This is a genomic window from Citrobacter sp. Igbk 16, assembly GCF_028069755.1.
Classification (GTDB): Bacteria; Pseudomonadota; Gammaproteobacteria; order Enterobacterales; family Enterobacteriaceae; genus Citrobacter.
Genome location: NZ_JANEWJ010000004.1, coordinates 31,799 through 51,794, shown reverse-complemented (window position 1 = coordinate 51,794; position 19,996 = coordinate 31,799). Strand labels below are relative to the sequence as shown.

Here is a 19,996-nt window from a genome sequence, read left to right as displayed (position 1 = left end):
TGTTGTCACAAAAAGTGAGGGTGACTGCATGGATAAACTACTTGAGCGTTTTTTACACTACGTGTCGCTGGACACCCAATCAAAATCGGGCGTGCGGCAGGTACCCAGCACTGAAGGACAGTGGAAGTTATTGCAGTTGCTTAAGCAGCAACTCGAAGAGATGGGGCTGGTCAATATTTCCTTGAGCGACAAGGGGACGTTGATGGCAACGTTGCCCGCAAACGTTGCAGGCAATATTCCCGCTATTGGTTTTATTTCCCATGTGGATACCTCACCGGATTTCAGTGGCAAAAACGTCAATCCGCAAATCGTTGAAAATTACCGTGGCGGCGATATTGCGCTCGGTATTGGCGATGAGGTTCTGTCGCCGGTAATGTTCCCGGTGCTGCATCAACTTCTGGGTCAGACGTTGATCACCACAGACGGCAAAACGCTGCTGGGTGCGGATGATAAAGCCGGTATTGCGGAAATTATGACCGCACTGGCCGTGTTGATACAAAAAGATATTCCACACGGTGATATCCGCGTGGCCTTTACGCCAGATGAAGAGGTCGGTAAAGGCGCGAAACATTTCGACGTTGCAGCATTTGACGCGAAGTGGGCCTATACCGTCGACGGTGGCGGTGTGGGCGAACTGGAGTTTGAAAACTTCAACGCAGCGTCGGTCAATATCAAGATCGTCGGTAACAATGTGCATCCGGGTACGGCAAAAGGGGTGATGGTGAACGCACTGTCGCTGGCGGCTCGCATCCATGCCGAAGTTCCTGCCGATGAAAGCCCGGAAGCGACGGAAGGCTATGAAGGTTTTTACCATCTGGCAAGCATGAAAGGGACGGTTGATCGGGCTGATATGCACTACATTATCCGCGATTTTGACCGTAAGCAGTTTGAAGCGCGTAAACGCAAAATCATGGATATCGCCAAAAAGGTCGGTAAAGGGTTACATCCGGACTGCTATATCGAGCTGGTGATTGAAGACAGTTACTACAATATGCGAGAGAAAGTGATCGAGCATCCGCATGTGCTGGATATCGCCCAGCAGGCAATGCGTGATTGTGACATCGAGCCGGATCTTAAACCCATTCGTGGTGGCACCGACGGCGCGCAACTGTCGTTCATGGGATTACCTTGCCCGAATCTGTTCACCGGTGGCTATAACTATCATGGTAAGCATGAGTTTGTGACACTGGAAGGCATGGAAAAAGCCGTACAGGTGATTGTGCGTATTGCGGAATTGACGGCGAAACAGTAGCCACTTTTGTCGGTAGAGGCCGGATGGCGCTTCGCTTATCCGGCCTACAAATATCGTATCCCGTAGGCCGGATAAGCGAAGCGCCATCCGGCGCACTCTCAATAGTTTATCCTTCGAAGAACCAGTATCCGCTATTCACCAGTGCGGCAAGCATGGCGAGGAAAGACGGATCTTCCAGCGCATCCTCAAAGTTTTCCGCTGTCAGCACAATATGGCTGGCGAGCGCGTCCAGCGCCGGACGGTGCGGTGAGTCAATTTTCTCACCATTTACATAAACGTCATCGCCAATGCGCAGTACGCGCAACCCACCCAGACGGACCAGGACATCGCCTTGTTTCAGGGCATCATAGATTTCGTCAGGCTGATAAGGCGGCTCAGGCGGAGCAACGTCCAGTTCATGACGCGACTGAGAGATAAACTCGCCAAACCACTGTTTAAAATGCTCCGGCTGGTTAATGAGCCCCAGCATCATTTCGCGCAGCTTGTCCATTTCCTGCGGCAGCACGTCTGCCGGGTGGTCGCGCGGCGGCAGATCGGGATCGCTGTAGTACGTGCTACCCAGTTCGCGTTGCAGAACGTAATCAGCAAATCCGCTAATCAGCTCCCGGGTATTCGGTGCGCGGAAACCTACCGAGTAATTCATCGCGTTTTCCAATGCGTAGCCTTCGTGCGGGAATCCAGGTGGAATATACAGAATATCGCCCGGCTCCAGTTCTTCATCAATGATGGCTTCAAACGGATTGACCTGGAGCAGGTCAGGGTGCGGACAATGCTGCTTCAACTGCAGTTTTTCACCCACACGCCAGCGACGGCGACCGGTTCCCTGGATGATGAACACATCATATTGATCCAGATGCGGGCCAACGCCGCCGCCGGGTACAGAAAATGAGATCATCAAATCGTCAATGCGCCAGTCCGGCAATTCACGGAATGGCCGCATCAGCGCCGCGGTAGGTTCGTGCCAGTGGTTTACGGCCTGGACCAGCAGTGACCAGTTGTTTTCACCAAGATGGTCATAGCTCTCGAAAGGACCGTGACTAACCTGCCATTTGCCATCCTGGTGGCTGACCAACCGGCTGTCGACTTCGCTTTCCATTGCCAGCCCAGCCAGTTCGTCAGGGGAGAGTGGATCAATAAAGTTGTTAAAGCCGCGTTTTAAGACCACCGGGCGTTTTTGCCAGTGGCGTTCAAGAAAATCGGGCCAGTTAAGAGTGAGTTGGTATTCCATAATGAGCATCCCGCAGGCTGGTATCTGCAACCGATTATAACGGATACTTAACCGCAAGCGTGAAGTCAGTACATATTTATTACATGTAAAGATTACTCGTCTTTTTGTCCCGGATGTTGGCGGCCGAAAATAACTTCCATGCGCGCTCCGCCCAGCAGACTGTCGCCAGCGATAATCTGCCCGTCATATTGCTCGGTGATCTCACGTGCGACGGCCAGACCCACACCTTGCCCGGGGCGTAAGGTATCCACGCGCTGACCACGGTCGAAGACCACTTCACGTTTACTGCGTGGAATACCGGGACCGTCATCTTCTACCACAATATGCAGATGATCTTCCGTTAATTGCGCTGAGATCTCGACAAATTCCAGGCAATATTTACAGGCGTTATCCAGGACGTTGCCCAGTACTTCGACGAAATCGTTCTGTTCACCCACAAAGCTTGTCTCAGGCGAAATATCGAGATTAATGTTAACCCCTTTACGCTGATACACCTTGTTTAATGCAGAGGTCAGTTTATCCAGCAACGGTGCAACCGGATGCAATTCCCGGCTGAGAAGGGCGCTACTACCGCGCATGCTGGCACGATGCAGATAATAGCCAATTTGCTGAGAAATACGGCTGATTTGCTCCAGCATGACGGGTTCAGCATCGCTCACGCTCATTTTCTCATTACGCATCGAACGTAGTGTGCTTTGCAACACGGCCAACGGTGTTTTCAGGCTGTGGGTGAGATCCGTTAACGTGGTGCGGTATTTATCGTAGCGCTCACGTTCGCTCTTTAATAAGCGGTTGAGGTTGCGCACCAGACTAGTGAGTTCACGCGTGGTGGCAGGATTAAGCATCTCGCGATGATGCTCTTCAAGCTCACGGACTTCGCGCGCCAGTGATTCGATTGGTCTCAGACTCCACCAGGCTGCGACCCACAGCAGCGGGATAACCAACAGCAAATTGGCAACCAGCACATAAATAAACCAGCTCCAGACCATATATGAGCGTTTGAGCTCAATAGGAATGGTATCAACAACCACAATGGTCAGTTGTGGCATTCTGGCGGTGGCAGGGTAGATGTTCACTGCCACGGAGTGGGTCATTTCTGCGTTATCGTCATCTTCTCTGACTTCTCTTAGCTTCTGTTGCGCCGAATGATCTTCGCGTAGCAATGTGCTGGTGGCATCGACATTGGCTTCAATCTCATGAAAACCATTTGTCTGTAGCCAGTCTGGTTGAATACGTTGTACCAGCCAGGGAACGTCGCGTTGGGCCCAGAGCAGTTTGCCGTTTTCATTATAAATCAGCGACATTGTGGGGCTTTGCATATCGAGATTTTCAGGTAGCTCGACATTGATTTTGCCGTTTTCCCATTTGGCCAGTGTATAGAACAGATTACTTTCGCCACGCAGCAGACGAAATGTTGTTTTATCAAAGCTGACGCTGTAGCCAACCAAAGCCACCATGCCGTAAGCCAGCGAGAGGACCAGTACAACGCCTGCGGTTGCCAGCAAAAAGCGCACCCGCAGTGATAACGGGAAAAAATGACGCAGTAATTTATTCATCAGCGCAGTTCAAAAAGATAACCCTGTCCACGTACCGTGGTGATCACATCGTCCGGATATTGCGCCTGAATTTTTTTGCGCAGACGCCCCATTAAGACATCAATGGTGTGACTTTCTCGCAGTTCAGCATCCGGGTAGAGTTGTAACATAAGCGAATCTTTACTAACGACTTTGCCGCTATTACGGATCAGCGTTTCCATAATGGTGTATTCGAACGCCGTGAGTTTAATCACTTCATCGTTCACGGACAGTTCGCGGCGAGAAAGATCCACCTGAAATGGCGGCAGCGAGATAATCTGCGAGGCCAGACCACTATTGCGACGCATCAGTGCCTGCATTCTTGCAGCAACTTCTTCAATGTGAAACGGTTTTGTGACGTAATCGTCTGCACCGGCGCTGAGCACTTCCACTTTGTCCTGCCAGCCTTCACGGGCGGTTAATACCAGAATGGGCAATGAAACATCATTGCTGCGCCAGCGGCGGATCAGCGACAGTCCGTCTTCATCGGGGAGTCCTAAATCGACGATCGCAATATCCGGCAGGTGTTCATTAAGAAAATAGTCTGCTTCCTTTGCATCTTCTGCATCATCCACCTGGTGGCCTAAATCCTGTAGCTGAACCTTAAGGTGGTGGCGTAATAATGCATTATCCTCAACAACCAGCACGCGCATCATTGTTTCTCCCTAAATTCATGGTACGAATAGTTTAACGCTGATTATGTATATTGTAAGCAGCGCTATGAAATTAAATAACTTTTTTCATGCTCCCTCGCCCGTGGGGGCGTCCTGGGGGCAGTGCTGTTGGCATCTGATTGTTCAGCATGTTGACCTGATCCTGGTTCATGTCGCCAATCCACTTGGAGTAAACCTCGTACACCATTCGCGCATCTTCATGTCCCATCTGACTCGCTATGAATGACGGGTTCGCTCCGGCCATCAACGTCCAGCAGGCATAGGTATGCCGTGACTGATAAGGATTCCTTTCGCGGATATTGGCAAGTTTAGTACCTCGCTTCCAGCCATAGGCAATCGAGTTCTTGGAGAAGTAACTGCCTTTTTTTGACGAATATGCTGTCGGTGAAAAAACGAAGCGAAGAGATTGCTGCTCATTTTTTCCGATCTCCCGATGGTGAAATCGAATTTCTTGCTTCGGATTAGCGCCGGTGACTTCGTTTTGTTCCTTCAGTGCATCCAGAGCAGGTTTAAGCAACGTTATCGTCCTTATTCCGGCATCTGTCTTAGGGGGTACAAATACTCGCTTATTCGTCAAACTTCTGGATACGTGGATTTCACCTTTTACCAAATCAATGTCTTCCCATGCCAGGGCGCATATCTCGCCCGGCCTCATCCCCGTATGTACGGCAACAATGATGATTAATGCCTGGCTACGGGGAAGGGCGGCTATCAGTGCATGGTACTCATGAAGTAAAAGTGGGTCGGGATCATTTTTAGATAACTTGAGTCGCGACACTCCTTCATAAGGAGCATGCAATATAAACTGGCTTCGGTTTGCGAGCTTAAGCATTTCTGATAAAACTGCCATCTGTTTATTGACTGTTGAGGGCGCGCGGCCCTGCCTGGCCAGATTCGGCATTGCCGGGTTAATAATTGTCCCGGTCAATAACTCCTTTCGGTAATGCAAAATATCGGCATGCTCAATATCTACCAGACGGGTATTTTCTCCGATTACACGCAGTAACGTATTTACGACCGAAGTAAGCGATAGCAGTGTTGCACCAGATACCTCTAAGGCTTTGGTGTCTGTAAAAAAATCACTCAGTTCTTTAAACGTGGTGATTTTTTTGGTTGTGATGAACTTCTTAAGCGCTTTGGATTCCGGGAAGCGTTCCGCATAGTCGAACTTACCGAGCTGTATTTCACTTGTGATGAGCGCGCGAAGATTTCCAGCTTTTTTGATGTTGCTGCTGTTCACCGTCCAGCCCCGAAGGACTTCGCGGCAACGTTTGCCGCGATAGGTAAATGTGATCCGTATTTTTCCATTATGCAGCTCGACGCCGGTTGGAAAGTCCATCATGCTTCCTGTACTAATTGGTTAATCTTTGGATAGTTGTACCAAAGCAGACCTTTAGAATTGTCAGTTTCCCCGAGAGCTGTCAGATGTTTGAAATGCACGCCTTCGATCCACAAATTCAACCGATAACTTTTAATTTGTCTCTCGGTTAGCCCCGTTCTTTCACTAAGACGAGTTTCAACTATCCACTCTTCATTAAAAATTAGCTGCGCCATGCTTACCTCACAGGCAGCAAGCCGAGTATAAACAGGCCTGCCGCCTTACACTGATAATTCAATATCAACTCACCTGTCCAGGCAGCGCGCGCAATCTGCGCATACCTGTCATTGCTGTGGCCACGTAGCTGGCCTTGCGGTTCACCACCTCAACCCAGACCTTCACGCCTTCAACTCTCACCGTGTATGTCTCCTTCATCTTGCTGCGCCCGTAGTCACCGTAACGTTCGTGATGAGTGGCCAGCGCGATATCGCATGCCTGACGTGCTAACGGGGATTGCTGATTGCCTCGGTTAATCAGTCGCATGGTCGTCTCCTTCGATACGCTCAAACTCAATAACCCAGACCCATGGGTTAGCTTTCCAGGACTCTTCGCCATAGATTGAGTCCCACAGCTCACGGAATGCTAAACCGGCCTCCATTGGGCCAGATGCTGCAATAACGCCTTCGGCCCGGGCATCGTCCTGGCTCATGCTCCGTATACGCTCCACTCGAACGCTGGTAATCTCCAGAAGAAGGCGGGATGCCCAGCGTGGCATGTGGATTGATGGCCGCCAGCAGCAATGCAGATTATCGTCAGCATCGAAAAACTCTGGTGCAGGCTTGCCATCAGCCTTGTAAACGCAGAACCGTGCCTTCTCAAATGGTGCAGAGTCTTTGCAATAGGCATCCATCTGATCGAAGTCGAATAACGGGCCCTGAAAAGTCTCGCGTACCCAGATGCGATCACCCGGTTTACCAAACGGACTGTTCAAATAGTTCCCAGAAGACAGTTCCCCGGCGAGTTCGTTGCCGGATAATTCACAGCCAAGATTACGATCCTTGAATGGGAACTTAACCGGGCGGCGCGTTTGCGTCTTCCTGCTGTCGAGAATGGCGCGAACCATTTCACTGTTAAAAATCATTCCGCGTTCAGTCATTCCAGGCCTCCAGTTCGTTCAGAATTTCCTCGTCGATTTCCTCATTGGTGGCATCTTCGTTCAGGTAATCCAGCGCCTCTTTGAGATACTTTTCAGAACGACCTCTATACCAGGCTGCAAAGTCTGGAGACCAACCACTGTCATCACCAACTTCAGTAAAGTAATCAAGCATCGCATTGTTGTAAGCCAGACTGTCCACCATGCTATCAGCGGTAGTCAGGGCACATTCCCGGATGTAACTGCGAAGGTGATACTTGCGCCAGTACGGGCTATCTTTCGAGTCGCAACGACCTTTAAATTCGACGGTCCAGCGACGGATGCAACGTGCATTTAATGATTTGCTCATCTCGTTACCGGGAGGGCGAACCCTCCCGCCTCCCTTAGCCCACGTATTCCGGTTTCATATCAGCCAGGGTGATGCTGAACTGATCGTGCAGTTCGTCGCCCATGTGACGCTTATTGGCTACCAGCACTCGCTCAACTTCGGCGAATCGTTCTGCTGCGTCCGGTTCATCCGGAGATGGCAGGGAGTTGATCGCTGCTTCAACCTTGTTACGGGAATCAACCAGGTAGTAGCGCCTCACGGCCTTGTTCTTCAGTTCGGTGAACAGGGCAGACCCGAGCGTGGCCTTCGCGCTTTCGATATCAGCACGCAGTACTTTGGCGCTATCAACATCCTGAGCAGCATCGATGCGTTCGCGAAAATCATCGGCAAGAGACCCAATATTTACCGACGATTCCTGTGCGCTTTGCGTGGTTGTGACGGTGTCACATGCGATTTCAGACAGGCTAACGTGTTGCACTGGAGCAGGATTAACTTCTCGCTCTTCACGGCGATCATCCAGTTCATCAGGGGTATAAACGCCGAGAATTACATCCGGGCAGAACAGTCTCGCCCAACGTTTCACGGCGAGATAAGCGAGCTGCTGGCGAGGATCGTCAGCCCAAAGCGTTGAATTTCGAGTCCTTGCTTGTGCCAGTAACAGGTCAAGTTCCCTCGGTTGTTCTTCACCTTTCAGCGTTGCGCGGATAATGATGCCAATGCCCGTTTCGTCAGCAAGAGTCCAGCCAGGAATACGGTATTCCCCTTTGTCGCCTTTACGAATCTGGAATTTCCCGACTACTTTTTCCCATGGTCCGTACCACTCATATTCAAAGCGGTTTGCCAGCACGCCGCTGCGTGAAATAACGGCATTTACCAGTTGCGCTTCGTATCCGAGAACGCCGTTAATCAGGTGTGTTTTCTGAGCTACGGCAAAAGGATTCATCTGCCATTGTGCAGCCTGCATCGCTACTGCCATGCAGTCAGCCTGATTTCCCTGCAGGTGTCTGGGGACTGTCGCCGCACCCTGCGCCATAATTTGAGCAAACGCGCTTATGGCGTTCAGATACTGGGAATCAAACAGGGCCACGTTGGAGTTAATTACCGCGTTCTGGTCAGCTACAGTTACGTTAGTGTTTTGCATCTTCATTCCCCTTATGCCTGAGTACGCAGCGCTTCAAGGCGGCGCAGGTCGAAGTCGTTCAGTTCGTCGGTGTAATCAGCGGTGATCGGTGCTGGCCATTCGCCAGTGTCAAAGCCGGTAGCGATAGCGCGCATCGCCTTGCGGTACTCAAGCATGCCCAGCTCCAGCAGTTCGGCGGATGCCTCGATGATGGCGATCCAGTGGTAGTTCTCGTCTTTGTTGACAAAAATCCAGAAGAACTGGTCCAGTGCTGCGGTCTCGCAATACATGGCGGCACTCAGGTGGTAGTCACGGTCGATGATTTCCCGGTGTAGTTTGGCGCGCAAACCTTCCTGTTTAATGTTCCACATGCTGATGGTTTTCAGGTCGGCACCGATGCGCACGCCGTCCAGGTCGATTTCCAGATCCGGGCGAACTCGTACTTCGAGTCCGGTTTCATCGTCAAAGCCAAAGTAGCTCACCTCAACGGCGCGGCTCGGATGCTGAAGCAACATGCCTGCAGTTGTGTGCTGGAGCAGGGCTTTCTGAATGGCCAGTGCGGTGCTCAGTTGCTGGCGGGTGACCAGCACTTTTCCTTGCGGATTCTCGCGCCAGGCATCCAGCAGTTCGTCGGCGAAGACGGCTTCCGGATTAACAGACTTCACGGCCTGAATCAGATCTGCTTTAGTACCGGACACTTTTAGCGGCTGTGGCTTCTGCGCTTCCTGCGCCACCAGGTCGGGATTGATGATTGCCAGCTGCTCGAGTAACGCATCACGGCTACCGCTGGTTTTCACCTGAGCAGGCAGAGTGGCGTTGTATTCCTTGATGCAGGCTTTCATCGCCGCAGCGGTCTGCTTCTGGTTCGCTTCGATACGCTGGTACTCAGCAGGCAGCGCCATGTAGCTTTGCCCTGTTTCTTCCAGTGACGCGCCGAGCGGCAGCTGTGCCGGTAGTGTGGCGTTGTATTCTTCAAGCAGCGCTTTGATGTCGTCGGCTGACAGTTGCGCCGGCAGGCTGGCGTTATACTCATCGATAAACGTGCGGATCGTTGCCGTTGTGGTGAATGCGCCTTCCGGGATTACCGGTTCAACGCTGAATTCGGCATCCAGCAGTTCGGGCTGCAGCGCCAGAGCATGTACCAGGTTTCCCATGTCCAGAACAGGAGAGCGTTCTTTGATAATGGTTTTCTCTACGTGGCGCGCATTGAAGTACATCAGCGACACACGCGCATCTTTAACCTGGGTAGAGCTGATACCGTTCGCTGCGTGATAAACCTCGTTCGGCAGACCTTCATAGCGGCCTGGCTCGAAGTAAGCGGGATACACAACAGCCGGTTCGTCAGATTGCGCTTCTGGCTCGGTTTGTGCCGCAACCGGTTCGGTTTGGTTTACAGAATCGCTGTTTTGGCTAACAGAATCCGCATTCTGGTTTACATCGGCTTGCTGGCCGGTATGTGACTCTTGACCAGTTTCCAGACTGCTTTCGCCTGACTGCACTTCATTACCAGCCTGTTCTTCATCACTGACAGTTTCTTCCATCTGCACATTACTGGTGGTGTCCTCATTAACTGGTGAACGGTCATCTGTATGTGTTTGTTGATCACCAATCAGGCCATCAATGGAGAATGCGCCGTTGCCCATGTTGGCGATTTGTGGCTGTTTAGCAGCTGTTTTCTGCTCCGCAGCGACCTGCTCATTAACCTCATTTTCCCAGTTGACGTCCGGCGCATGACCAGCATCAGCCAGCGTTTCGTCTGAGGGGTTTGAGTGGTCATTTTCGGTTAGATTGGCATTGATATATGCCCGCAACCGCCCAGGAAAGTTAACCAATTCGGATGATGTGCCACGGATGAGTGCAAAGATGGCGGCGCGTGAATAGTCCAGGATGCCAGCGGTTTTGCGCAGCGCCTCAGACCATTCGCTGAACGGACTTTCTTTCTTGCTGACAATCTCTTTAGCGCGACGGTAGACCCCACCAGGTATGTCGTAGATATTGAAATCCATTGGCAAGGTGGCCAGCGCAATTTCAACATCCAGAGTGTCCAGTGTGTGGACGTAGTCGGTATTGCGATCGGTCTTATTTCCACCGCCAGCATTAGTTTTGACGTCAGCGCGTTGAATCTGTGCAACGCGGTTGCCTTTCTGCCACTCTTTAACCAACAGCCCACGGTCAATATGTTCTGTGTTGAACCAGATCCTGATGAACCGCATAACAAGAGACAGTTCAGTCCGTTTCCCTTCGACCGGGAAGACGGTTTTCAGAGCGGCTACAACCCGGGAGATGTCAATCTCAGCAGCATTCTTGAAAAACTCCACGTTTTCAGCAGCAAGCAGCAGGTTCTGGACGTAGCTGTTATCCACGTCCAGCTCGAGTCCCTGAATAATTTTCTTTTGCTCAGCATCGATGTGATAAGCGTATTCATCAGAGATGAACTGAGCCAGTACGCGCTGACGGAATGGCAGGGTGGCTACGACGATGAGGTTCGGCTTTTCTGTCTGCTGAGATTCTTCTGCATGGCCGGTTTCACCATCAACGACATTGTCATCAGTCTGGTGGTTTTCTTCCTGTGCCGCATCATCAGTTTTCAATTTCAAATTCCAGGTGCGCTGGTCTTCGGCCAGTTCGTAACGATCACACCAGGTGAAATCAACTTCACCTTCATCTGGCAGGTCATCAACAACAGGAAAATCAGTGCGAATTGGTTTGGCGTAATCCTTACCGCGCCCAGTTTCGATACCTGCATCTTCCAGCGCAACGTCCAGCATCAGGTTGGCGCGAGCCTCAGTTTTTGCAGTGAACCAGACAAAAGCATCAGGCTTTCCCGACTTTTGTGTGGCTTTAACTACATATGGAAATTCCATGTGAGATCCTCATTTTTGGGTGTTAGAATCCCCGGACCATTGATAGCGCCCATTGGGTTAACTTTGGTTTTAATGTTGTTTCCGGTGTAACTTTGGTCGGTGGCACCGGACGTAGATCCCGCCTTGTGCGGGTTTTACGTTAGCCTTCGTGAGCCATCTGGTCGTGCGAAGCGCAACGTCTGGAACAATATTCCTTCTCTTTACGCGCCAGCTGTGAGCCGTTGCGATAGAGAAGGGTACTTTTGATTACTTCTTCCGGTTTAACCGGCTTACTGCAGTAACCGCATTTTGTTGAGTTACACATCAGGATTTCCCTTCTGCGCAAGCAGGTAACAAAAACGACGAATAATCACTTCTACCCAGTTCAGTGTTACGGCCTGCTGCCGGACTGATTTGCGTGCAAAGTCTTTCATCTCACCCTCGATACCTTGTCGCTGGAACTAAGTGAACTTCGCTGGTGGCGCCGTGATGCTGATCTTCACAGTTGAGCGTTTTAACTCTGCAGTTCACCACCGCGAAGCTCACTTCTGTTTTGCCTTATAGCCGGCCAGCTGAGCGTTAAACCTTATGCGCTTAGTGTTTCGCGATGAGGTGATAATGTACCATGAGTTCACTGAAGTAAAGTACCTAAAGTACATTTTAATAAATAAGTTAGTTCAGTTGGTCATAATTCTATGAACTTTAAGGTAATTTATTTTTTATTTGATTCCTGTTATGCTCAAAAAAACATCAGAGGAGCAAAGAAATGGAACGTGACGAGCTTGAAGAAGACCGCGCAGCATTCATCGCCGGCGAGATTGGAGGTGCAGTTGTCAGTCTGATAGCTAACGGGATAGTGATAAGCCGCGATGCGATAGTGAATAGCCTAGAGGCTAAGCGCAGGGCGGTGGGGAATGTGATTCACAAAGGTGTATTGCGGGATGCGGCTGCGATGGTGAGAAGAGGGCAGTAAAAACCCGGCGCGGTGGCCGGGTTGTAATTTCTAACTCATAGATTTTATTTTTTCGAAGGTCAGAGGGAATCTTATCTTTGATAATCCAACACTTGAGAAAGCTGCTGTGAGTTTACTTCTAAAATCCAAATACACTAGGTTAGATAATAATGTGGCTTTAAGTTCATCATCAGCTTGATGAAATACATCAGGCTCTAAGACATTGAATTTATAAGCGATTGTAATTTCTACTTTTAGTGGATTTACTTCACCTTCTGGTATGTCATTAACTTGGCTTTTGCATCCCAAAATTAAATAGCAACATTTATCCTCTTCATTATCATTAAGCCCTAACTCAATGATAAAACTTAGATTTATTCCATCATCTTTGGGTATCGCATCACGTGTAAAATCAATGAATTGCTTTCTAGTAGAGATTGCTTGCAATTCTACACTGCTTAAAAGTCTTAACATGCTGAAACTGAGCTCCATCCTTGTTCATTGATATCGTCAAAAGGAGATATGGAACTAATCGCCCGAGACTCGTAGTTGTCGTCGCCGTTGATATGGTCTAGTGCGATCTTAAATTGACCCCTACGCGAATATGCAAATTCAGATTGGTCAAATAAAGCTCCATGACTTCTCAAATTAGTAATAGATATCAAGCTATTCCTGAAATCTTCAAATAATGATGTTCTAATTACTGTTTCCTGAACAGATCTGTAAGACGTAATGCAAGTCAAAATGTAGGAGTTGAGACTTACGCCTTCTTCTTCAGCAAGTTTTATACAGTTGGCATGAACAGATTTAGGAAGACGAAGTGTCACCCGTCCTGAAACATTAGTATCTGCAAAATTTTTAGGTGATGGGAAATGGGTTCCTTCTGCAAAACACATTTCCTGCCCAGTATTGATAGTGTCTATGGCAAGTTCATATGCTTCATCACGAGTTTCACCAAACTCCAATATGTCTGGGAGTTCTTCCACTCTTGCAACCCAGTAGACGTCCTCATCCATACGCTCTTTGCGTACTGAAATGGTATATTCTTCTGCGTTATACATGATTATTCGCCTTATAGATTATTTCTAACTCTTCTTTGTACTTCTTTAGCGTGGATAGAACTGTTCTTCCATAACATGGTTTCACGGATTTTGCTGTACCATGTCCGCAGTCTATGCCTATTGTGCGAAATTCACTTAATCTTGAAAGTTCTGGGTGCGTAAGAACCTTATGGTTATCACTTTTTCCTGATTTCGCATTAAAACCCAGTTCTTCTAGATATAAAAGTAAACCCGACCTCCCCCCACATCCAATGGTTTTGACTCTTCTCTCTAAATCTTCAATGATAAGTTCTATTCGGGTCATTTTATGTTCTTATCTTAGTTGACACTACAGGTGGTGTCATCATGAAAATTGTAATTTCGGATTACTATGTATTCAACTGTTCATCTGCTAACCATGCTTACGGTAGGTCTGCGGCATGCTACCGATCACCTTTCCGAATACGAATATTTTGTTCATCTCTGCCTTCTCAATCGGCTCCCACGGTCGATAGGTCTGGTTGTCTGAGATGACCAAGAGTTTATCTTTCATCTTCTGAAGTCGCTTCACATGGGATGTGTCGTCATAAATGAAAGCGTAAATCCCATCACCATCAAAGTGTTGAACGCTTATATCGACAAACAGCAAATCACCAGGCTCAATCGTTCCAGACATGCTGTCACCGCGAACGTTGATGATGCGGATCTGTTCCTGTTTACGACCATTAAACATCTGACGCGCATCTTCTACTGAGTACTCCACGGAGCGTAATACTTCTACGAACTCACTATTGATCACGCCCGGCCCAGCGCTAACAGCTACATCGAGTACGTCTATACGAAATGTTTCGGTCGATTTCTGTAAGTGCCCCTCCGCAATACCATCAGCCACGCTGTCACCTAGCAGGTAAGCTGAAGTTGTACCTATGCTCGCAGCAAGCTCTTGCAGCTTCCCACGCCTTGGAATTGATTCCCCGTTAAACCATTTGCTTACAGCTTTTGGTGTCAGCTTCATATTTTTGGCTATTTCAGCCTGACGACCATGTACCGGCAAACCAGCTTTATCGCAGGCCAGCGCTAGCCTATGGGAAAAGTCTTTTCGCGCTTTTTCTTCCTGAACCATAGGTTCAATCATAATATCACTTGCGTGAACTATCAGTTCCAACATAATATGTACTTACAGTTCAATTTGAGGGTCAAAGAATGCAACCTATTAGTCTTGGCGAAATCATCAAAATGATTCGCGTACCTGTAGTAGCAAAAGCTTGTGAGCGCAGTCCGCGCGCAATTTACAAATGGATCAATAGCGGCTGTTTACCACGCACTGATTACACCGGTGAGACGGATTATGCGTCGAAGATTGCTGAAGCTTCAGAGGGGCGATTTACCACCACCCAAATTCTTGAGATCAGCAAACCAAAAGCAGCCTGACAGCAAATTAACCACGAAAGGGAAAGCACTATGCAATCACTTACGTACCAACAAAATACCGGATTCCATTCGTCCGCGATGATAAATCGCACTCAACAAGAGCATGGCGATAAACATGATGCCATTCGTGACGCGGTCCGCTCCTGGGCTGGTGCCGATGGTCAGGACGTAGTTACGGCTCTGATTATCGAAGAGTACCAGGCTCAAGGGGGAGACGACATCGCTTTCCCTGACGATCTCTGCCGAAAGCGCCAGAAGCTTTTCCGCTTCCTGGACAACCATTTCAACAGCGAACGTTACCGCGAGAACGTCCGCCAGCTGACTCCGGCAATCCTCGCAGTTCTGCCGATTGAGTTCCGCAACCGCCTGCTGCCAGAAGACAACATCATGGCTCGCCTGGCGCGTATGGAGAAGGAAACCAGTGAAGCGAAGATAGCTGTCGCAATGGATGCGCCACGGCATCAGAAGCTGAAAGAGCTGAGTGAGGGGATCGTGGAGATGTACCGCGTTGACCCTGGCTTAACCGGTCCGCTGATGGAGATGGTGCAGCTGATGTTGGGGGTTGTATGACGGGTTCAAAAATGGCGAAAGCCGCGGTGCTAGAACACCAACGGCTTTCAGGTGCAAAAACTGAGCGTAATTGCGGAGAGCAGTATGTCAAATACCGCTGAAATATTCAAATTCCCCACACAGCAGGGGAAACAGGAGAGCAGCATGGCTGATCTGGAGAAAGGCTATTTGCGCCTGGCCAACCAGATTCAGGATGCCCTGTGTATCGTCGAGCTATCCGGGCGCGAGTTTAGGGTGCTGAATGCTATCGTTCGTCTGACCTATGGCTGGTCTAAGAGTTCTGACCGCATCGCCAATAGCCTCATTGCAGATAAAACGACGCTGAAGGTGAAGCACGTCTCTGAGGCCGTGTTGAGCCTTGCCTATCGGAACATCATCATCCTGCGCCGCATTGGGCAAACCAGATACATAGGGATTAATACCAGCCTGGATAAATGGGCGTATACCAAGCCAAATTGCATGAAGTGTCCAGCGGTGTTTCCTGCTGCTGAAGTTGTTACATGGGTTATTACCATCCCCGAATTCAGGGATAGCAATTTTACCCATTCAACCATCCCTGAAAACGGGGATAACCATCCCCAAAAACAGGGAGAGGTATCCCTGAAAACAGGGAACACCAAAGACATTCTTCCAAATACAAATATAAATACAGATCTAACCCCCTCTAATCCCCCAAAGGGGAAGGGTAAGTTTGACCCGCTGACGATTCCCGTTCCTGAGTGGCTTGATTCTGTGTCCTGGAATGAGTGGGTTGCCTACCGCCAACAGTCTGGAAAAGCCATCAAGACCGAAATGACGGTCACCAAAGCTTTCAAGTTGCTCAAGGCTTGCCTGGATGAAGGGCATGACCCGGTTGATGTGATCAACACCAGTATCGCTAACGGATATCAGGGACTGTTCAAACCGAAATTTGCTCTCAACGACCGCAAAACGGGCAGGGATGTGAATCGCATTTCTGAGCCAGATAAAACCATCCCAACGGGGTTCAGGGGGTAAGCATGCCAAGACCAAATACACCAGAAGAGCAGGCGGCACTTATCAGAGTGATCATCGAAGAGGTGAAAATCCGCGGTCGTTTAACCGTTAGTGAGGCATCACAGATGTTGTCGCTGCATCGTCAGACTGCTGAGAAGTATTTCCGCGTAGCAGCCGAACGCGGCGAACTCATTCGTTACGGTCGTCTTGGTTTGTTCAGGGACCAGAAGGCTGTGATTGATTTCGATCTCCAGCGTTTTTCATACGGTTCGAGTAAGCCTGTGACTGAGTTGCCAGCAGATTTTCGGGGAAGTGCAGTTATGCGCCGGGTTATAGATATCGTAGGGAGAATGCCAGCATGAAACCATCATACGAAGAATTAGAGAAAAAATGCGCATTGCAGCAATCAAAACTGGCTGCGATTAACGAGTTGATGAATGTCGTGGAAAAGGCCAGTGATATTGCAAAAGCAGGTATCGAAGAGCTGCAATCACAAAACGCAGACATGGCAGTACAGCTCGCTAACGCCGAGAGCAAGCGCAGGGAGCTGGGGACGGAAAATGCTCATGCGCGTGAGCGCCATGTATTCATCCGTGCGTTGGCAGTTTCGATTCTTGAGCATAGCGGCGGCCGCATGGACTGGCGTGGCGCGATGGAGGACGCAACCGAACTGCTGCAAACGGTGGATTCCGTATATGCAATAACCCCAGCCACCGACGCTTTCTTGGCTGAAGTGCGGGCGCAGGGTGTGGAGAGGTTGGCGAATGCCTGGTACGCGATTGCAAACGAAACGGACACAGGGATTAACATCAGCGATTCATCTCGCCTGAAATATCGCCAACGCGCAGATGACGCTGCTGATTTCGCGAATGAAATCCGTAAGGAGGCAGCCCAATGACAGCACTCAACAAACAGGCGCCGATCAAACATCCCGCAATCCGTTATCACGGTGGCAAGTTCCGTCTGGCGCCATGGATTATCGATCAGATGCCAGAGCATGTTTGCTATGTAGAGCCATTCGGTGGAGCGGCTGGGGTGCTACTTCAAAAACCGCGCAGCTACGCAGAAGTCTATAACGATCTCGATAGCGAGGTAGTGAACCTGTTTACTGTCCTGCGAGATCCAGACATGAATCAGAGTCTGCGTGATGCCTGCGCATTAACACCTTACTCACGTGATGAGTTCTGCGCAGCCAGGGAGATCGTCACGGAACCTGTAGAGCGCGCCCGCCGCATGGTTGTCCGCGCATGTATGGGTTTTGGCTCTGCATCCGGTATCGGTGGTAACTCGGGATTTCGCAGTGACAGCAAGCGTAAATACGCAACTGCTGCGCATCTGTGGGAGCGCTATCCAGAGAACCTGGCTGCGATATGCCAGCGCCTGCAGGGTGTCATTATCGAGAACAAAGACGCCCTGGCAGTGATGCGCGCCCACGACGCCGATACCACTCTGCATTACATAGATCCGCCTTATGTGCCGGAAACGCGCGTACAGGGTAACCGCTATTACAACCATGAAATGACCGTTGAAGGGCATGAGCAACTGTTAGCTGTGGCCAGAACGATGACCGGCATGGTGATAATCAGCGGCTATGACTGCGAGTTGTACAACGACATGTTGCTGGGTTGGACCAAAACCAAAAAGGCATCACGTATCAGTGCAGGGCGCGGTACGAAAGTGCGCACTGAATGCCTCTGGTTTAATCCGGCAACACAGCGTGAAGCGGCGGCCGCTGGCATTGGCGTGAAGGGGGAGTGATGGAACCTCAACTGGAATACGCTACAAAGCGCATCGCCGAACTGGAAATCTTGCTACTGGTGGATAGCAAAGACGTTGCTAGCATGCTTCAATAGACGAGATGTGGGGTGATGGTTATTAAAATGACTTATTTTGGCTGGTTAGTGGGTGAAAATGAATATTAAGACGCTCTTAATTAAGGCTTTATGTGGCACGTTAATCACATTGCTGGTACTTGCGGGTATCTTGAGTGTCTACATTTACGGTAAGGGTGCTGATGCTATTATCATCTGCATTGCGTTTTATGCCGTATTGATTGATTGGGCAAAAACAAGAGGGTGCTGGGAAAGAACTCGACTATTAAAATATTACGTGGTTCTTCTCTCACTGGCTGCAATAAATGCCTGGCAAGTTTTGAGCCACTTAGATGTGACTGGGGCGTATAACATAAAACTGGCTCTTCTCATCACGTTAGGTGTGGTTATAAAAATGACGTTTTTTTCTTTACTTCTTCTGCCGTGGAGAAATGAAAAGGCTGTGGTTCGGGTGATATAGAAGAGTTTCATAGAACTTTAGGGTTACATCATAGTAATCAATTTCTCTATTTAAACCCGCTACGGCGGGTTTTTCACTCTCTATTGAATATGCTATTTTTTATGCAATAAGAGCGATTAGTCGGACGCAACTGGGGAATGCATGGATTCAACGAACGACGAAGAAAAACGTATAGAATTTGAAAAATTCATCATTGAAAGGTTTGGTGATGCAGTTGATCTCCGCAGAGCGAAAAATGGCGGTAATGGATATATATCATGGGAGGCGGCTGTAGCATGGATTGTCTGGCTGGAGCGTCCATTGCATCATAAAACCAATTCGACAGGGACTGAACCAGCCTGATACTGCGGTTTTTTCTTGCATTGATTTTCCATTATCAACTGTACATAATGTCAGTGTCAGCCTGAGCAACTGACAACCTTATGCGCCACGGAGAGCATCATGGCGCAGTTACAACTAATCAAGCAGTCATCAGGAATCCTGATCCCCGCTACGCCGGAGACCAGCGATTTACTGCAATCGAAAATCAAACTCGGTGCCGTGCTGGTGGCTGAGTTCCGGCAGGTACGCAACCCGGCTTTTCACCGTCGCTTCTTCGCATTACTCAATCTCGGATTTGAATACTGGGAACCTACTGGCGGGGCGATCTCTTCCAACGAACGTAAATTGGTGACCGGGTACGCTAAATTCCTTGCCTCTTTCGCGGGAAGTGAAGCTGCACTCCTGGATGCGGCTGAACAGTATCTGGACCGCATCGCCGATAAGCGCGCAGGTAGCATCAGTATCTGCAAATCCTATGACGCATACCGTGCATGGGTGATCGTCGAGTCTGGCCACTACGACGCTATTCAGCTACCTGACGGTACCCTTCGCAAACATCCACGCAGCATTGCCTTTGCCAACATGGACGAAACCGAGTTCCAGCAGCTGTACAAAGCTGCGTTCGATGTTCTGTGGCGCTGGGTATTGTCCCGGGCTTTCAAGGACCAGCGTGAAGCCGAGAACGCCGCCGCTCAGCTCATGAGTTTTGCGGGGTGATGGCGATGAAATATTCCTGGTTCCACCATCACGAATGCACAACCGAACAGGCAGACGAGCTGGTGGCTAATTACCGCCGCCGTGGCGTAAAGGTTGAGCGCAGTCTTAACCACGACAACATCACCTGGACTATCAGCGCGCAGCTGCCGGAAAGCGAGAGGGCGCCGCGCCCAAGCCGTGTCTGGCAAAGCAAGGTGTGGGGGTGATC

The 19,996-nt window shown here is 49.7% G+C and carries 27 protein-coding genes and 1 pseudogene; 12 read left to right on the top strand and 16 right to left on the bottom strand.

Annotated features, from left to right (window positions below):
- Positions 1-28: 28 nt before the first annotated feature.
- Positions 29-1,252 carry a peptidase T gene (gene pepT, locus NNO03_RS04385; protein ID WP_271448920.1) on the top strand — a complete coding sequence of 408 codons (1,224 nt, stop codon included), beginning with the start codon at positions 29-31 and terminating at the stop codon, positions 1,250-1,252.
- A 106-nt stretch (positions 1,253-1,358) separates the two neighbouring features.
- Here the strand turns inward: pepT and roxA are convergent, their stop codons facing one another.
- From roxA to NNO03_RS04325, 12 genes and pseudogenes are all read right to left on the bottom strand, one after another.
- Positions 1,359-2,480: a [50S ribosomal protein L16]-arginine 3-hydroxylase gene (gene roxA, locus NNO03_RS04380; protein ID WP_271448919.1), complete on the bottom strand. Its 1,122-nt coding sequence runs from the start codon at positions 2,478-2,480 to the stop codon at positions 1,359-1,361.
- A 92-nt stretch (positions 2,481-2,572) separates the two neighbouring features.
- A complete protein-coding gene (phoQ, locus tag NNO03_RS04375; RefSeq protein ID WP_271448918.1) occupies positions 2,573-4,036 on the bottom strand; it encodes a two-component system sensor histidine kinase PhoQ in 1,464 nt (487 codons plus the stop codon).
- On the bottom strand, positions 4,036-4,707 hold the full coding sequence (gene phoP / locus NNO03_RS04370) for a two-component system response regulator PhoP (RefSeq protein WP_137382962.1): 672 nt from the start codon (positions 4,705-4,707) through the stop codon (positions 4,036-4,038). Before phoP ends, phoQ begins: the two co-directional genes overlap by 1 nt.
- A 73-nt stretch (positions 4,708-4,780) precedes the next feature.
- Positions 4,781-6,067, bottom strand: a complete 1,287-nt coding sequence (locus NNO03_RS04365) for a site-specific integrase (RefSeq protein WP_271448993.1) — start codon at positions 6,065-6,067, stop codon at positions 4,781-4,783.
- Positions 6,067-6,282 (bottom strand): excisionase family protein, encoded by a 216-nt coding sequence (xisR, locus tag NNO03_RS04360; protein WP_040231984.1) that lies wholly within the window; start codon positions 6,280-6,282, stop codon positions 6,067-6,069. Before xisR ends, NNO03_RS04365 begins: the two co-directional genes overlap by 1 nt.
- Before the next feature lie 64 nt (positions 6,283-6,346).
- A complete protein-coding gene (locus NNO03_RS04355) occupies positions 6,347-6,589 on the bottom strand; it encodes a DUF4060 family protein (RefSeq protein ID WP_005121071.1) in 243 nt (80 codons plus the stop codon).
- On the bottom strand, positions 6,576-7,202 hold the full coding sequence (locus tag NNO03_RS04350) for a morphogenetic protein (RefSeq protein ID WP_271440870.1): 627 nt from the start codon (positions 7,200-7,202) through the stop codon (positions 6,576-6,578). Before NNO03_RS04350 ends, NNO03_RS04355 begins: the two co-directional genes overlap by 14 nt.
- On the bottom strand, positions 7,195-7,548 hold the full coding sequence (locus NNO03_RS04345; protein WP_271440869.1) for a hypothetical protein: 354 nt from the start codon (positions 7,546-7,548) through the stop codon (positions 7,195-7,197). Before NNO03_RS04345 ends, NNO03_RS04350 begins: the two co-directional genes overlap by 8 nt.
- Positions 7,549-7,582: 34 nt before the next feature.
- Positions 7,583-8,668, bottom strand: a complete 1,086-nt coding sequence (locus NNO03_RS04340) for a RecT family recombinase (protein WP_271448917.1) — start codon at positions 8,666-8,668, stop codon at positions 7,583-7,585.
- A gap of 11 nt (positions 8,669-8,679) precedes the next feature.
- Positions 8,680-11,511 (bottom strand): RecE family exodeoxyribonuclease, encoded by a 2,832-nt coding sequence (locus NNO03_RS04335; protein ID WP_271448916.1) that lies wholly within the window; start codon positions 11,509-11,511, stop codon positions 8,680-8,682.
- 139 nt (positions 11,512-11,650) lie between these two features.
- Positions 11,651-11,815, bottom strand: a complete 165-nt coding sequence (locus tag NNO03_RS04330) for a YdaE family protein (RefSeq protein WP_271448915.1) — start codon at positions 11,813-11,815, stop codon at positions 11,651-11,653.
- Positions 11,808-11,924, bottom strand: a pseudogene (locus NNO03_RS04325) (hypothetical protein); the annotation flags it as partial. The gene NNO03_RS04330 and the pseudogene NNO03_RS04325, both read right to left, overlap by 8 nt.
- A 332-nt stretch (positions 11,925-12,256) precedes the next feature.
- Here NNO03_RS04325 and NNO03_RS04320 point away from each other — a divergent pair.
- Positions 12,257-12,463 (top strand): hypothetical protein, encoded by a 207-nt coding sequence (locus NNO03_RS04320; RefSeq protein WP_271440865.1) that lies wholly within the window; start codon positions 12,257-12,259, stop codon positions 12,461-12,463.
- Positions 12,464-12,493: 30 nt separating this feature from the next.
- On the opposite strand, the gene NNO03_RS04315 is transcribed toward NNO03_RS04320, so the two are convergent.
- The 4 genes from NNO03_RS04315 to NNO03_RS04300 all read right to left on the bottom strand — a co-directional run bounded on the left by NNO03_RS04315 (position 12,494) and on the right by NNO03_RS04300 (position 14,650).
- The gene (locus NNO03_RS04315; protein WP_271440864.1) at positions 12,494-12,916 is read right to left on the bottom strand and encodes a hypothetical protein; all 423 of its coding nucleotides are present in this window, start codon (positions 12,914-12,916) and stop codon (positions 12,494-12,496) included.
- Positions 12,910-13,503, bottom strand: coding sequence for a type II toxin-antitoxin system HicB family antitoxin (locus NNO03_RS04310; protein ID WP_271440863.1), 594 nt, complete (start codon positions 13,501-13,503; stop codon positions 12,910-12,912). Before NNO03_RS04310 ends, NNO03_RS04315 begins: the two co-directional genes overlap by 7 nt.
- Positions 13,496-13,807, bottom strand: coding sequence for a hypothetical protein (locus NNO03_RS04305; protein ID WP_271440862.1), 312 nt, complete (start codon positions 13,805-13,807; stop codon positions 13,496-13,498). The genes NNO03_RS04310 and NNO03_RS04305 overlap by 8 nt, the downstream gene beginning before the upstream one ends.
- A gap of 87 nt (positions 13,808-13,894) precedes the next feature.
- The gene (locus tag NNO03_RS04300; protein ID WP_271448914.1) at positions 13,895-14,650 is read right to left on the bottom strand and encodes an XRE family transcriptional regulator; all 756 of its coding nucleotides are present in this window, start codon (positions 14,648-14,650) and stop codon (positions 13,895-13,897) included.
- Between the two features lie 35 nt (positions 14,651-14,685).
- Here NNO03_RS04300 and NNO03_RS04295 point away from each other — a divergent pair, with 35 nt between their 5' ends.
- The 10 genes from NNO03_RS04295 to NNO03_RS04250 all read left to right on the top strand — a co-directional run bounded on the left by NNO03_RS04295 (position 14,686) and on the right by NNO03_RS04250 (position 19,994).
- Positions 14,686-14,913 carry a hypothetical protein gene (locus NNO03_RS04295; RefSeq protein WP_016156713.1) on the top strand — a complete coding sequence of 76 codons (228 nt, stop codon included), beginning with the start codon at positions 14,686-14,688 and terminating at the stop codon, positions 14,911-14,913.
- Between the two features lie 30 nt (positions 14,914-14,943).
- Positions 14,944-15,483, top strand: a complete 540-nt coding sequence (locus tag NNO03_RS04290) for a toxin YdaT domain-containing protein (RefSeq protein WP_271440860.1) — start codon at positions 14,944-14,946, stop codon at positions 15,481-15,483.
- A gap of 84 nt (positions 15,484-15,567) precedes the next feature.
- Entirely contained in the window at positions 15,568-16,479 is a 912-nt protein-coding gene (locus tag NNO03_RS04285) for a replication protein (protein ID WP_271440859.1), read from the top strand.
- A 2-nt stretch (positions 16,480-16,481) separates the two neighbouring features.
- The gene (locus NNO03_RS04280; protein ID WP_048235134.1) at positions 16,482-16,820 is read left to right on the top strand and encodes a DUF977 family protein; all 339 of its coding nucleotides are present in this window, start codon (positions 16,482-16,484) and stop codon (positions 16,818-16,820) included.
- Complete coding sequence (locus NNO03_RS04275; protein WP_271440858.1) at positions 16,817-17,356, top strand: hypothetical protein; 540 nt, start codon at positions 16,817-16,819, stop codon at positions 17,354-17,356. The genes NNO03_RS04280 and NNO03_RS04275 overlap by 4 nt, the downstream gene beginning before the upstream one ends.
- Positions 17,353-18,216, top strand: a complete 864-nt coding sequence (locus tag NNO03_RS04270; RefSeq protein ID WP_271440857.1) for a DNA adenine methylase — start codon at positions 17,353-17,355, stop codon at positions 18,214-18,216. The genes NNO03_RS04275 and NNO03_RS04270 overlap by 4 nt, the downstream gene beginning before the upstream one ends.
- Before the next feature lie 147 nt (positions 18,217-18,363).
- Positions 18,364-18,750 (top strand): hypothetical protein, encoded by a 387-nt coding sequence (locus tag NNO03_RS04265; protein ID WP_271440856.1) that lies wholly within the window; start codon positions 18,364-18,366, stop codon positions 18,748-18,750.
- 141 nt (positions 18,751-18,891) lie between these two features.
- Complete coding sequence (locus NNO03_RS04260; RefSeq protein ID WP_075847211.1) at positions 18,892-19,092, top strand: hypothetical protein; 201 nt, start codon at positions 18,892-18,894, stop codon at positions 19,090-19,092.
- A gap of 96 nt (positions 19,093-19,188) precedes the next feature.
- A complete protein-coding gene (locus NNO03_RS04255) occupies positions 19,189-19,788 on the top strand; it encodes a DUF1367 family protein (protein ID WP_271440895.1) in 600 nt (199 codons plus the stop codon).
- Complete coding sequence (locus NNO03_RS04250; RefSeq protein WP_271440855.1) at positions 19,788-19,994, top strand: hypothetical protein; 207 nt, start codon at positions 19,788-19,790, stop codon at positions 19,992-19,994. The genes NNO03_RS04255 and NNO03_RS04250 overlap by 1 nt, the downstream gene beginning before the upstream one ends.
- The last annotated feature ends 2 nt before the right edge of the window (positions 19,995-19,996 follow it).

Coding starts and splice junctions, on each gene's coding strand:
- pepT (WP_271448920.1), top strand. CDS start 29: ATGGATAAACTACTTGAGCGTTTTTTACACTACGTGTCGCTGGACACC.
- roxA (WP_271448919.1), bottom strand. CDS start 2,480: ATGGAATACCAACTCACTCTTAACTGGCCCGATTTTCTTGAACGCCAC.
- phoQ (WP_271448918.1), bottom strand. CDS start 4,036: ATGAATAAATTACTGCGTCATTTTTTCCCGTTATCACTGCGGGTGCGC.
- phoP (WP_137382962.1), bottom strand. CDS start 4,707: ATGCGCGTGCTGGTTGTTGAGGATAATGCATTATTACGCCACCACCTT.
- NNO03_RS04365 (WP_271448993.1), bottom strand. CDS start 6,067: ATGGACTTTCCAACCGGCGTCGAGCTGCATAATGGAAAAATACGGATC.
- xisR (WP_040231984.1), bottom strand. CDS start 6,282: ATGGCGCAGCTAATTTTTAATGAAGAGTGGATAGTTGAAACTCGTCTT.
- NNO03_RS04355 (WP_005121071.1), bottom strand. CDS start 6,589: ATGCGACTGATTAACCGAGGCAATCAGCAATCCCCGTTAGCACGTCAG.
- NNO03_RS04350 (WP_271440870.1), bottom strand. CDS start 7,202: ATGACTGAACGCGGAATGATTTTTAACAGTGAAATGGTTCGCGCCATT.
- NNO03_RS04345 (WP_271440869.1), bottom strand. CDS start 7,548: ATGAGCAAATCATTAAATGCACGTTGCATCCGTCGCTGGACCGTCGAA.
- NNO03_RS04340 (WP_271448917.1), bottom strand. CDS start 8,668: ATGCAAAACACTAACGTAACTGTAGCTGACCAGAACGCGGTAATTAAC.
- NNO03_RS04335 (WP_271448916.1), bottom strand. CDS start 11,511: ATGGAATTTCCATATGTAGTTAAAGCCACACAAAAGTCGGGAAAGCCT.
- NNO03_RS04330 (WP_271448915.1), bottom strand. CDS start 11,815: ATGTGTAACTCAACAAAATGCGGTTACTGCAGTAAGCCGGTTAAACCG.
- NNO03_RS04320 (WP_271440865.1), top strand. CDS start 12,257: ATGGAACGTGACGAGCTTGAAGAAGACCGCGCAGCATTCATCGCCGGC.
- NNO03_RS04315 (WP_271440864.1), bottom strand. CDS start 12,916: ATGTTAAGACTTTTAAGCAGTGTAGAATTGCAAGCAATCTCTACTAGA.
- NNO03_RS04310 (WP_271440863.1), bottom strand. CDS start 13,503: ATGTATAACGCAGAAGAATATACCATTTCAGTACGCAAAGAGCGTATG.
- NNO03_RS04305 (WP_271440862.1), bottom strand. CDS start 13,807: ATGACCCGAATAGAACTTATCATTGAAGATTTAGAGAGAAGAGTCAAA.
- NNO03_RS04300 (WP_271448914.1), bottom strand. CDS start 14,650: ATGTTGGAACTGATAGTTCACGCAAGTGATATTATGATTGAACCTATG.
- NNO03_RS04295 (WP_016156713.1), top strand. CDS start 14,686: ATGCAACCTATTAGTCTTGGCGAAATCATCAAAATGATTCGCGTACCT.
- NNO03_RS04290 (WP_271440860.1), top strand. CDS start 14,944: ATGCAATCACTTACGTACCAACAAAATACCGGATTCCATTCGTCCGCG.
- NNO03_RS04285 (WP_271440859.1), top strand. CDS start 15,568: ATGTCAAATACCGCTGAAATATTCAAATTCCCCACACAGCAGGGGAAA.
- NNO03_RS04280 (WP_048235134.1), top strand. CDS start 16,482: ATGCCAAGACCAAATACACCAGAAGAGCAGGCGGCACTTATCAGAGTG.
- NNO03_RS04275 (WP_271440858.1), top strand. CDS start 16,817: ATGAAACCATCATACGAAGAATTAGAGAAAAAATGCGCATTGCAGCAA.
- NNO03_RS04270 (WP_271440857.1), top strand. CDS start 17,353: ATGACAGCACTCAACAAACAGGCGCCGATCAAACATCCCGCAATCCGT.
- NNO03_RS04260 (WP_075847211.1), top strand. CDS start 18,892: ATGGATTCAACGAACGACGAAGAAAAACGTATAGAATTTGAAAAATTC.
- NNO03_RS04250 (WP_271440855.1), top strand. CDS start 19,788: ATGGCGATGAAATATTCCTGGTTCCACCATCACGAATGCACAACCGAA.